The organism is Pseudomonas sp. KT_2_4, assembly GCF_041410225.1.
Classification (GTDB): domain Bacteria; phylum Pseudomonadota; class Gammaproteobacteria; order Pseudomonadales; family Pseudomonadaceae; genus Aquipseudomonas; species Aquipseudomonas paracarnis.
Genome location: NZ_CP166962.1, coordinates 5,190,279 through 5,202,151 on the forward strand (window position 1 = coordinate 5,190,279; position 11,873 = coordinate 5,202,151).

10 protein-coding genes are annotated in these 11,873 nt (G+C 60.5%); 4 read left to right on the forward strand and 6 right to left on the reverse strand.

The genetic code is table 11. The features are described 5' to 3' along the window. Nucleotide 1 precedes the first annotated feature (1 nt). Nucleotides 2-1,621, reverse strand: coding sequence for an FMN-binding glutamate synthase family protein (locus AB9N64_RS23820; RefSeq protein ID WP_019817687.1), 1,620 nt, complete (start codon nt 1,619-1,621; stop codon nt 2-4). A gap of 302 nt (nt 1,622-1,923) precedes the next feature. Between AB9N64_RS23820 and AB9N64_RS23825 the strand changes: the two genes are divergently transcribed. Beyond that, nucleotides 1,924-2,196 carry a type B 50S ribosomal protein L31 gene (locus tag AB9N64_RS23825; RefSeq protein ID WP_014717108.1) on the forward strand — a complete coding sequence of 91 codons (273 nt, stop codon included), beginning with the start codon at nt 1,924-1,926 and terminating at the stop codon, nt 2,194-2,196. Between the two features lie 20 nt (nt 2,197-2,216). Here the strand turns inward: AB9N64_RS23825 and AB9N64_RS23830 are convergent, their stop codons facing one another. Genes AB9N64_RS23830 through AB9N64_RS23845 form a run of 4 tightly spaced genes read right to left on the reverse strand, consistent with a single transcriptional unit; the run spans nt 2,217 to nt 8,281 of the window. Continuing rightward, the gene (locus tag AB9N64_RS23830) at nt 2,217-3,596 is read right to left on the reverse strand and encodes an ATP-binding protein (RefSeq protein WP_014717109.1); all 1,380 of its coding nucleotides are present in this window, start codon (nt 3,594-3,596) and stop codon (nt 2,217-2,219) included. Further along, entirely contained in the window at nt 3,593-5,410 is a 1,818-nt protein-coding gene (locus AB9N64_RS23835; RefSeq protein ID WP_371359702.1) for a DAHL domain-containing protein, read from the reverse strand. Before AB9N64_RS23835 ends, AB9N64_RS23830 begins: the two co-directional genes overlap by 4 nt. Continuing rightward, nucleotides 5,407-6,372: a cytochrome-c peroxidase gene (locus tag AB9N64_RS23840; RefSeq protein WP_014717111.1), complete on the reverse strand. Its 966-nt coding sequence runs from the start codon at nt 6,370-6,372 to the stop codon at nt 5,407-5,409. The genes AB9N64_RS23835 and AB9N64_RS23840 overlap by 4 nt, the downstream gene beginning before the upstream one ends. Before the next feature lie 34 nt (nt 6,373-6,406). Continuing rightward, the gene (locus tag AB9N64_RS23845) at nt 6,407-8,281 is read right to left on the reverse strand and encodes a bifunctional diguanylate cyclase/phosphodiesterase (RefSeq protein WP_014717112.1); all 1,875 of its coding nucleotides are present in this window, start codon (nt 8,279-8,281) and stop codon (nt 6,407-6,409) included. A gap of 199 nt (nt 8,282-8,480) precedes the next feature. Here AB9N64_RS23845 and AB9N64_RS23850 point away from each other — a divergent pair, with 199 nt between their 5' ends. The 3 genes from AB9N64_RS23850 to AB9N64_RS23860 are packed head-to-tail and all read left to right on the forward strand — an operon-like array spanning nt 8,481 to nt 10,707. After that, the gene (locus tag AB9N64_RS23850) at nt 8,481-9,794 is read left to right on the forward strand and encodes an HD domain-containing phosphohydrolase (RefSeq protein ID WP_014717113.1); all 1,314 of its coding nucleotides are present in this window, start codon (nt 8,481-8,483) and stop codon (nt 9,792-9,794) included. Next, nucleotides 9,791-10,204 carry an NUDIX domain-containing protein gene (locus tag AB9N64_RS23855; protein WP_014717114.1) on the forward strand — a complete coding sequence of 138 codons (414 nt, stop codon included), beginning with the start codon at nt 9,791-9,793 and terminating at the stop codon, nt 10,202-10,204. The genes AB9N64_RS23850 and AB9N64_RS23855 overlap by 4 nt, the downstream gene beginning before the upstream one ends. Next, the gene (locus AB9N64_RS23860) at nt 10,201-10,707 is read left to right on the forward strand and encodes a GNAT family N-acetyltransferase (protein WP_014717115.1); all 507 of its coding nucleotides are present in this window, start codon (nt 10,201-10,203) and stop codon (nt 10,705-10,707) included. Before AB9N64_RS23855 ends, AB9N64_RS23860 begins: the two co-directional genes overlap by 4 nt. Before the next feature lie 244 nt (nt 10,708-10,951). Here the strand turns inward: AB9N64_RS23860 and metR are convergent, their stop codons facing one another. Then, entirely contained in the window at nt 10,952-11,869 is a 918-nt protein-coding gene (metR, locus tag AB9N64_RS23865) for a transcriptional regulator MetR (RefSeq protein WP_014717116.1), read from the reverse strand. Nucleotides 11,870-11,873: the final 4 nt, after the last annotated feature.

Below are 11,873 nucleotides of genomic sequence, written 5' to 3' on the forward strand. Positions count from 1 at the left end.
TTCAGGCTGCTGCGGTTTCATGAGGCTCAAAACTGTCCGCCCGCGCCATCTGCCACATCCGCGAATAAAACTCGCCGTTCACTTCCCCGGTGAGCAATTCCCCAGGCTTCAGGAATACATGCAACTGCGAAAACAGTTTGATCTCGGTCGCCGACATGCGTCGCACCAAGTGCTTGGCCGACAACTGCGACGGGTGATCGAGCCCGGCGGCGGCGAGCATTTCGGCCAAAGCGTGCAGCGTGTTGCGGTGGAAGTTGAATACCCGCTGGGCCTTGTCCGGCACCACCAAGGCACGTTGACGCAGTGGGTCTTGCGTCGCCACGCCGGTCGGGCATTTGTTGGTGTGGCATGACTGCGACTGAATGCAGCCAATGGCGAACATGAAACCACGCGCCGAGTTGGCCCAGTCGGCGCCGATGGCCAGGACGCTGGCGATGTCGAACGCACTGACAATCTTGCCGCTGGCACCCAGCTTGATCTTGTCGCGCAGGTTCAGGCCCACCAGGGTGTTGTGCACGAATAGCAAGCCTTCACGCAGTGGCACGCCAATATGGTCGGTGAACTCCACGGGGGCGGCGCCGGTGCCCCCTTCCTTGCCGTCCACCACGATAAAATCCGGAAGGATGCCGGTTTCGAGCATGGCCTTGGCGATGCCCATGAATTCCCACGGGTGGCCCAGGCAGAACTTGAAGCCCACCGGTTTGCCGCCGGACAGTTCGCGCAATTGGGCAATGAATTGCATCAGCTCGATGGGCGTGGAGAACGCACTGTGGCGCGACGGTGATATGCAGTCTTCGCCCATCATGATGCCGCGCGTATCGGCGATTTCCTGGGTGACCTTGTGCTTGGGCAGGATCCCGCCATGGCCGGGCTTGGCACCTTGGCTCATCTTGATTTCGATCATGCGCACTTGCGGGTTCTGGGCCTGCACGGCGAAGCGTTCGGGGTCGAAACGGCCGTCGCTGGTGCGGCAACCGAAGTAACCGCTGCCCAGTTCCCAGGTCAGGTCGCCGCCGTTTTCTCGGTGATAGGGGCTGATGCTGCCTTCGCCGGTGTCATGGGCAAAGTTGCCGAGCTTGGCGCCGTGGTTGAGTGCCCGGATCGCGTTGGCGCTCAATGAGCCGAAACTCATGGCCGAGATATTGAACACCGACGCCGAGTATGGCTGTGCACACTGCGGGCCGCCGACCATCACGCGAAAGCTGCTGGGGTCGCTCAGTGGCGCAGGGCGCATGGAGTGGCCGATAAATTCAAAGCCTGACTGGTACACGTCAATCAGGGTGCCGAAGGGTTTGTCCGCCGTTTCGTTCTTGGCGCGCGAATACACCAGCGAGCGCTGGGCGCGGGAGAAGGGCAGGGCGTCGCTGTCGGACTCCAGCAGGTACTGGCGGATTTCCGGGCGGATGGTTTCTACCAGGTAACGGATATTGCCCAGGATCGGATAGTTACGGCGCACCGCATGGGGGCTTTGCAGCAGGTCGACAATGCCGATCAGGCTGAGTACGCCGGTGACCAGCGTGATCGGCCACAGCCATTCATGTTCGATAAAGGGGAGGCTGGCGAGGGTGAAAATGACGCACACAGCAAAGAAGGCGTAGCGGCTTAACAAGGACAGGCTCATACGGTTTCCTTGGGTTCGGACTCTTCAGGTCGATCCGCCATTCTGCGCCTGTCAGGAAACCATAGACAACCTGTGGGAATATTCAGTTTGGCAACGCGGGTTGGACAGACTGGCGTGGGATAGACACCTGTCGGCGCTTGATTCGGTTCTACCCTTGTCAGCATTGATAGTTTCGGGCCGCTCTCAGCATCGTCTTACTAGACGCAACAAGCCTAACCTTATTGCAAAAGGTTCTCGTTTGGGTGCTTGATGTTGTGTTACTGTATAACAAATCAACCGCACCCAGACGCCCCGGAGGCCTCATGAAAGCTGGTATCCACCCCGACTACCGCACCGTGCTGTTCCACGACACTGCCGCCGACGTGTTCTTCCTCATCGGTTCTACCGCCGACAGTGATCGCACCCATAAGCACAGCGACGGCAACACCTATCCCTACATCCCGCTGGACGTCTCCAGCGCCTCGCACCCGGTCTACACCGGCCAGCAGCGCAAGACCCAGGCCGAAGGCCGGATTGCCGGGTTCAACAAGCGTTTTGCATCGTTTGGGTCGAGCCCGAAAAAAGCTGACGCATGAGCATGATTCGGCGGCGTGCCCTACGCCGCCGTCTGCCGAATCGGCAGTACTACCCGAAACTTCGTACCCTTGCCTACCTCACTGCTGACGCTGATATCGCCACGGTGTTTCTTGACGATCCCGTAGGACAACGACAACCCCAACCCCGTCCCTTCGCCCACCGGCTTGGTGGTGAAGAAAGGGTCGAAAATCTTCTGCACGGTGTCGGGGGCAATCCCACAGCCGTTGTCTGCGACTTCCAGCCACACGTTTTCGCCTTCCACTCCGTTGCTGATGGTAATGGTGCCGCGCTCAGGGCCCATGGCTTGTGCGGCGTTGATCACCAGGTTCATCACCACCTGGTTGAGTTGGGAGGCCAGGCATTCGATTTCCGGCAGCGGCGTGTAGTGCTTGACCACATCGGCCTTGTACTTGAGTTCGCTGGCGACGATGTTCAGCGTCGAATCGATGCCTTGCTGCAGGTTGGCGAATTGCCAGGTCTGGTCGTTATCCACCCGTGAGAAGTTCTTCAGGTCCTTGACGATCTGCACCACACGGCCGATGCCGTCCTTGGATTCGCGGATCAGGATCGGAATGTCGTCCTTGAGAAAATCCAGGTCCAGCTCGTTGCGCAATGCCGTGAGCGGTTCGCGATGTTCTGGCGCCCCGATGTGCGCTTCGCTGCGCTGGTAGGCATCGAGCATCTGTTGCAGCTGCTTGAAGTAGCTGTCGAGGGTGCTGAGGTTGGAGGAAATAAAGCCCACCGGGTTGTTGATCTCATGGGCGACACCGGCCGCGAGTTGCCCCAGTGAGGCGAGTTTTTCCGACTGCACCAGTTGGCTTTCCAGGAGCTTGCGCTCTTCAATTTCCAGTTGCAGCGCTTGGGTGCGTTCTTCCACCAACCGCTCCAGCTGCGAGGTTTGCAGGGAGGCGCGGCGCGCCATGTCCCATTTGTTGGCCAGGGTGTTGGCCATTTGCTGGACTTCAATGTTGTCGAACGGCTTTTTCAGGATCAGCAGGCGGTCGTGGGCGTGCAGGCGAAACAACAGGTCATCCCAGGAATAGTCCGAGTAGGCGGTGCACACCACCACTTGCAGGTCAGGGGCGACTTTCCACAGTTCTTCAATGGTCTTGGCGCCGTCCCAACCCTGGGGCATCCGCATGTCAACGAAGGCCAACGCATAGGGGCGCTCTTGCGCCATGGCGCTGGTCAGCAAGCCCAGGCCTTCTTCGCCGCCATAAGCGCCGTGCAGTTCGAATGCCTGGGCTTGAGGTTTGGCCGCGTCGCCAAACAGTGCCGACTCCATCTCATCCAGCGCTTCGGTTGAGGCTTCGTCGGGCATCAGGATCTTGCGAAAATCCTCATGGATGGACGGTGTGTCATCGATCAGCAGGATGCGCCGGTTGGGAGGTTGGTTCATGAGCTGCTTCCGGCAAGGGTCAGGGGGATGGTCAAGGTGAAGACGGCGCCAAGGCCCGGCCCGTCGCTGTGGGCGCTGAGCTGGCCGTTCATTTCCACGGCGGCCAGGGCGCAGCTGTGCAGGCCGAAGCCGTGGCCTTCCTTGCGGGTGGTAAAACCGTGGGTGAAGATGCGTGCCATGTTCTCGGGCGGTATGCCTTCGCCATCGTCCTTCACACTGATCTTCAGGGTCTCATCGCCTACCGATTCCACCGCCAGGGTGATTTGCCGTGGCCGCTCAGACAGTTTGTCCATGGCGTATTTGGCATTGCTGATCAGGTTGACCATGATCAGCAGTAACCGGTGCTTGTCCGCCAATATCTCCGGCACCGGGGCGTACGCCTTCACAACAGTGACATGGTGACGGCTCAGCGCGCCGGCGTTCATGCGCAGGGCGTCATCCATCAAGGCGCTGATATTGACCGGCTCCAGCAAGGTAGACGCACCCGCATAGGATTGCTGGGTCGAGACGATGTCCTTGATGTGGTCCACGCTTTTGCTCAACTGCGCCAGCTCATCGCTCATGCCTTGCTGTTCGGTGGCAATCGCTTCGACCAACTGGTTCAGATAGCCCGGCAGCAACTTGCCCTTTTCATCCTCGGTAAGGAAGGTACCCAGGTCGCCTTGGTGAGCGTTGATCAGTTGCATGGCCTTGCCCAGGCCGGGCGCCTTGCTGCTGCGCAACTTGCGGCTGACCAGGTCGGCGGAGATGTTCACACTGTTGAGCACGTTACCGACGTTGTGCAGCACGTTGGTGGCGATCTCCGCCATGCCGGCCTGGCGGGCGCTGTCCATCAGCTCGCTCTGGGCATCCTTGAGCTGTTGCGTGCGCCGCTCCACCCGTTGCTCCAGGGTTTCGTTGGCGGCCTGCAACGCGCGGTTGACGCGGTTGATCTCGGCGAAGCTGCGCAGCAGGCGCACCGCCAGATAAAGCAGTAACACCACCAGCAAGGTCGAGAAGATCAGCAGGTAGCGATGGTACTGATGATCGATGAGGTCAGTGGCCTGCTGGTCCTGATTGAGGTGAGTGGTCAGGTCATCGAGGTGTTCGGCCACCGGTACGGCGGCAATCCGCTCGAGCAGGCTGTTGACCAGTGGCTGTTCGCGCAGGATCAGCGAAATATGATTGCTGAGAATCTCCACCGGTGCCTGGAACTCGCTGGGCAGGCTCTGTTGGTTGATGGCCAGCTTGCCCAGGCCCACCAGGATATCGGCGGCACGTTCGTCGCTGGTGACCTGGGCGAACTCCAGGCTGCTGAGCAGCAGGTCGTAAGTGTCGGTGGCCACGCTTTGCAGTTGCAGGCGGCCTTCGTCGGTCATGCTGTTGAATTGGGCCTGGATGTCGTCTTCGGCCGTCGGCAAAAAAGCCAATGAGTTACGCAGCACTGCGTTGTGGGATTTGAACTGGTCGACGAGCCGGGCTTTTTCCTCGATGGCCGTCAGGTACGCCGCATGGCTGGCTTGCCAACCGGGCAGGTCGGCAGCGCTGTGGTAGGTGTCGCGGCTCTCCAGTTCAGCGCCGATGCGGGTCATTTCGGTCAGCGGTGTGACCAGTGGGTCGTAGTTGTGGGTGATCGCGATGCGGGCCTTGAGTACTTCGCTGTCCCACTGGGCATTGAGCTGCTGGAGTTGGCGGATCAAGTCGCGCGACTGGGTATAAGTGGCTGTCTGGTCGCGTGAAGACTTGAAGTACAAAAACACCAGGGTGGAGGCCAGGAGCAGGGTGATGAGGCCTAGCAGGATCTGACTGGTGCGTCGGCGTGACAAGGGTCTCATAACGGTTTGCCCGCCCATTCACCGGTCAGGGTCTTGAGAAACTGGATAATCAGGTCCTTGTCTTCCTGGGACGGGTTGCGCCCCAACTGGTACTTGAACATTACGTCAACCGCCTCTTCAAGGGTCTTGGCCGAGGCGTCGTGGAAGTACGGCGCCGTGACGGCCACATTGCGCAGGCTGGGCACCTTGAACACATGGCGGTCCTCTTCATCCTGGGTCAGCAGGTAGCGCCCCAGGTCTGATTCCAGCGGGTTGCCGCGGGCCTTGAAGTAGTCGCCCATCACGCCGAACTTCTGGAACATATTGCCGCCAATGTTCACGCCCTGGTGACAGGCGATGCAGCCGTAATCCTTGAAGCGTTGGTAGCCGTATTTTTCCTGGCGGGTCAGGATATCGGTGTTGCCCAGCACGTATTGGTCAAACCGCGAGTTGGGTGTCAGCAGCGTGCGCTCGTAGGTGGCCAGGGCATTTTGCACATTGGAAGCGGTGACGCCATCGGGATAGGCCTGTTCGAACGCGTTCTGGTAGGCGGGCAGGGCAGACAGGTTGCGCACCACGGTTTTCCAGTCGCTGCCCATTTCCACCGGGCTGATCACCACCTGCTCGACCTGGGCCTCCAGCGTGTCCACCCGACCGTTCCAGAACTGTTTGAAGTTCAGGCTGGCGTTGAACACGGACGGGGTGTTGATCTGCACCGGTTTGCCGTCAAAGCCAATGGAGAATGGCTTGTTGTCGGCGCCGCCGCTGGTCAGTTGGTGACAGCTCGCGCAGGACAAGGTGTTGTTGACCGACAAACGCGGCTCGTTGAACAGTTGGCGACCCAATTCAACCTTGGCAGGGTCCAGTACTGGAACCGCCGGCAAGGGCTTGAGTGCTTCGTCCAGCGGCGCGGCTGACAGCGATGCGGTGCCCAGGCATAACGCGAACATCAGGCCGGAACGGTGGTTTACGACATTGCTCAAGCGAGCACTCCTTGCAGGCCCAGGGCTATTGATTTTATTGATCCGGCATCAGTGTCGCGCTATCCGTTTGCAGCAACTGCACGAAATCTTTCGAAGGCAGCGCCTTGCTGAACAGAAAACCCTGGCCCTCCTCACACTGCTGGGCTTTGAGGAAATTCAGTTGGCCGACGGTTTCCACGCCTTCGGCAATGATGTTCAGTTCCAGGCTCTTGCCCATGCCGATGATAGCGCTGATCAGTTGTTCGTCCTGGCTATTGATGCGCAGGCCGCGCACGAAGGATTGATCGATCTTCAGCACGTCGATGGGAAAGCGCCGCAGGTAGCTGAGGCTGGAGTAGCCAGTGCCGAAATCGTCCAGGGCCAGGCGGATGCCCATGGCCTTGATCTTTTGCAGGGTTTCCACGGTTTCGTCGACGTTCTGCATCAGCACGCTTTCGGTGATTTCCAGTTCCAGTTGGGTGGGCGGCAGGCCGGTGTCCTTGAGGATGGCGGCCAGGTTGTCGACGAAGTCCCGTTGGCGAAAGTCGATCGCCGAGATGTTCACCGACATGCGCAGGGGCGCCAGGCCCATCTCGCGCCAGGCTTGGGCCTGTGTACAGGCTTGGCGCAGTACCCACTGAGTCAGGCGTACGATCAGGCCGCTGTCTTCGGCGACCGGAATAAACTCCGCCGGGCTGACCCAACCCGACTGCGGTCGAAACCAGCGTGTCAGCGCTTCCGCACCGACGATGCGCCCGGTCTCCAGCGCCAGCTTGGGCTGGTAATGCAGCACAAACTCATCGCGGTCCAGCGCCTGGCGGATCGCGCTTTCCAGGTTTTGCTGGTGCTGGGCGCGCAGGTTCATGTCTTCGGTGTAAAAGCTGAGATCCCCCGGGCCGCGTTCTTTGCTGGTGCGCATCGCGGTTTCAGCGTGCTTGAGCAAACCCACGGCATTGTCGCTGTCATCGGGGTAAATACTGATGCCCAGGCTGGCGCTCACACTCAGGTCATGCCCCGCGACATGGCGAGTCGCGCTGACGGCATTGAGTACCTTTTGCGCAATGTGCTGGGTTTGCTGGGGGGGCTGGATATCGTTAAGCAGCACCACGAACTCATCGGAGCCATAACGAAACACCGAATCCGACGCCCGCACCGCCGCCACCAGGCTCAGGCTCACCTGCGCCAGCACCTCGTCGCCTGCCGGATAGCCCAGGGCGTTGTTGATGCGCTTGAAGCGGTCGAGCCCCAGAAACATCACCGCCAGTTGCGTGTCGTGCCTGCGGGCCAAGGCGATCGCCTGGGTCAGGCGGTCGCCCAGCAACGTGCTGTTGGGCAACTCCGTCAGGGCGTCGTATTGCAATAAGTGCGAGACCTTGAGCAGCTCCTGCACGCGTTCCTCGATGGTGCGCTCCAGGCTGATCACCTTGAGGGCCGCGTCCTGGGCCAGTTGCCATTTCCAGGTCAGGGCGCTGGCCATCTGGCGGATTTCCAGGTGGTCGAAGGGCTTTTTCAGGATCAGCAGTTGGTCGTTGTACTTCAGGCGCGCTTCGATGGCCTCGAAGGAATAGTCGGAATAGGCCGTGCAGAGCGCGATTTGCAGGTTGGGGTCCACCTCCCACAACTGTTCGATGGTGTGCAGGCCGTCCCAGCCAGGGGGCATGCGCATGTCGATAAACACCATGGCGTAGGGCGAGTGGGCGTCCAGGGCTTTCTTGACCAGCGCCAAGGCTTCCTGGCCCTGATAGGCCGAGTCCAGGTCAAACGCCTGGCGCACCGGCACCGTGGTGCCGAACAGGGCGGACTCCAGAGTGTCGAGGGAGGGCTCGCCGTACTCGTCGGCACAAAGGATCTTGCGGAAATCCTGGTGGATCGAAGCCGTGTCATCCACGATCAGGATGCGCCGGTTGGCCCGGCCCGATTCCGTCCTCATGGCGCACTCGGCACGTGCAAAAGGCTTGATGGCATGACAATTCCTTCCCTGGTTCTACAACTGAACGGGGCGCGAGCATGCAGTGCAGCATAGTTGAGTTCCCTTGATATCGACGGCCAGTTGGCGTCAAATCAATCGCGCTTTGTATTGCGCGGATTCAATTTAGCCTAACTTCGTTTAATTTGAAGGCAGAGTCGCCATGGATGAACAACTCGCTACGAAGTCCGTTGTTTTGCTGGTCGACGATGAAGAGTCGATCCTTAACAGCCTGCGCCGCCTGCTGCGCGGCCAGCCCTATGACGTGGTATTGGCCACCAGCGGCGCCCAGGCGCTGGAGATCATGGCGACCCGGCCTATCGATCTGGTGATGAGCGATGCGCGCATGCCCGGCATGGACGGCGCCACGCTGCTGGCCGAGGTCCACCGCCTGTATCCCGCCACCAGCCGCATCCTGCTCACCGGCTACGCCGACCTGACCACCATCATCAAGGCGATCAACGACGGGCAGATCCACCGCTACATCAGCAAACCCTGGAACGACGAGGAGTTGCAACTGGTGTTGCAGCAAACCCTCGAGCACCAACGGCTTGAACGCCTGGCCCGAGACCAGACCGAACAGCTCAAGCTGCTCAACGCCACCCTGGAAAAACGTGTGGCGGCGCGTACCGCCGAGTTGCAACAAACCGCCGACATGCTCGACCTGGCCTACGACGAGCTCAAGCGCAGCTACGTGACCGGCACCGAAGTGTTCTCGCTGCTGGCCAACCTGCGCTTGCCCAAGGACAAACAGACCAACCGTGCGTTGATCGAGTTGATCCGCGTGTATTGCGCCGCCCAGTCCATGGACGAATCCAGCACCCGTGACCTGACCATGGCCGCCGCGTTGTACAACATCGGCAAGTTGAGCTGGACCGACAGCATGATGGTTGCACCGTCGGACAAACTGCATAGCACCGACCGCGGTTTGTACCGTGAGTATCCGGGGCAGAGCGAGTCGTTGCTGATGACCCTGGAGCCGATGAAGGACGCGGCGCGGATCATTCGTCATCACCAGGAACGTTGGGACGGCACGGGGTTTCCCGACCACCTCAAGGGCGATACCATCCCGCCCGGTTCACGGCTGCTGAAGCTGGCGGTGGACTTTATCGAATTGCAGAAAGGCCTGATCCTGGAGCGACACCTCAACAGCGACGAAGCGCTGTTGTATATCCGCAAGTACGCCGGGCGCCTGTATGACCCGGCGTTGGTGGAAGATTTTGTGCAAGCCTGCGCCACCTTCCTCAGCGACGTGACCCTGGGCGACCCTACGGTCAAAGTCCTCACCACCCGTGAGCTTGAGGCCGGTATGGTGTTGGCCCGTAACCTCAACGCCGATAACGGCATGCTGTTGCTCAATGCCGGCAAAGTGCTGAACTTGCCGCTGGTGGACAAATTGATCGCGTTCGAAGCGATGGAAGGCGCCAAGTACAGCGTATTTATCAAACAGCCCGAAGAGACCTCGATTCTTTCATGAATGATTCAACCATCCGCATCGCCGCCGCCATCCTCATTGATCAAGCCGGCCAGACCCTGCTGGTGCGCAAGCGCGGCACCCAGGCGTTCATGCAACCTGGCGGCAAGATCGACGCGGGTGAACAACCCGTCCAGGCGCTGGCCCGTGAGCTTTATGAAGAGTTGAACCTGCACATCAAGGTAGAGGACGCCACGTACTTGGGCCAATTCTCGGCGCCTGCCGCCAACGAACCGGGCTTCACCGTGCAGGCCGAGCTGTTCCAGGTGCAGATCGACGTTGCGGTGATGCCAGCGGCGGAAATTGAAGAAATCCGCTGGATCGACCCCTCGGGCGATGGCGGCCTGCAATTGGCGCCGTTGACCCGCGATACGATCCTGCCGCTCTACCGCGCGTCGCTGATCGACGCATGATCATTCGCGCGCTGGAGGCTAAAGACGCGCCTGCTTACCGGGCGTTGATGCTACAGGCGTATGGCGCTTATCCCCAGGCGTTCACCTCCAGCGTGGCCGAGCGTGCTCTGATGCCCCTGAACTGGTGGGAAAAACGCCTCGACAGCCCGCTGGACCGTCTGTTTGGCGCCTTCGACGGCGATCAGTTGGCGGGTATTGTCGGCCTTGCGTTCGAGCCACGGGAAAAGGCCCGGCACAAAGTGACCTTGTTCGGCATGTACGTGACCGAGGCTTATCAACAGCAGGGGCTGGGGCGGCAACTGGTGCAAGCGGCACTGGAAGAAGCCCGCCGCCACCCGCGCCTGAAGCTGATCCAACTGACGGTCACCGCCGGCAATGACGCCGCCTTTGCGCTCTACCAGCGCTGCGGTTTCATTCAGTACGGCCTGGAGCCACTGGCGGTGCGGGTAGGCGTCGAATACTTCGACAAGATCCACATGTGGCGTGAATTGCACGTTGACTGAAATTCACTGTGGGAGCTGGCTTGCCTGCATCGCTGGCAAGCCCTGATCCCGGTCAGTTAAGCGAACGCAATACTCAAAGCAACGAAGATCAAAATGTGGGAGCGAGCTTGCTCGCGAAAGCGCGATACCAGTCACTGGATACGTTGACTGACCCACCGCATTCGCGAGCAAGCCCGCTCCCACAGGGGGGGCTGCGTTTAACTGACCGGCATTACTCACACAAGGCCACACACTTGAAGCCCGTTCAACGCGCCGCGCTGACGCCATCCAAGGTGGAAAATGAGGTGTCCTTGGCCGTCAGCAAAAAGTCGCGCATGTAAGGCGCATCGAGCATGTCGGCACGAATGCCCGCATACAAGGTGGCGAACAAACCCTTCTCACCCAAACGCTTGGCCTTCACATACCCGCGCGAGCTGTATTCATGCAGCGCCCAGTGGGGCATGCCGCACACCCCACGGCCGCTGGCCACCAGTTGCATCATCATCACCGTCAGCTCCGAAGTCCGTACCTGGGCCGGTTCAACGTCGGCCGGTTCCAGGAAGCGGGTGAAGATGTCCAGGCGGTCACGTTCCACCGGGTAGGTGATCAGGGTTTCTGTCAGCAGGTCTTCCGGCACGATGTAGGACTTGTTCGCCAACGCGTGCTGGTTGGCCACCGCCAGCATGGCTTCGTAAGTGAACAGCGGCACGTAGGTGATGCCCGGCAGTTCCAGCGGGTCGGAGGTCACCACCAGGTCCAGGTCGCCACGGGCCAGGGCCGGCAGCGGCGCGAAGGCAAAGCCCGAGGCCAGGTCCAGCTCGACTTCCGGCCAGGCATCGCGGAACTGGTCGATGGTCGGCATCAGCCACTGGAAACAACTGTGACATTCGATCGCCATGTGCAAACGCCCGGCGGTGCCCCCGGCCAGCCGCGCAATATCGCGCTCGGCGCCGCGCAGCAAGGGCAGGGTGGCGTCGGCCAATTGCAGCAGGCGCAGGCCGGCACTGGTGAAGCGCACAGGCTTGGTCTTGCGCGCGAACAACTGCATGCCCAGGCGCTCTTCCAGCTCCTTGAACTGATGGGACAGGGCGGACTGGGTCAGGTGCAGGCGTTCGGCGGCCTCGACCAGGCTGTCAGCTTCGCGCAAGGCGTGAAGCGTCTTGAGGTGGCGAATTTCGAGCATGGCG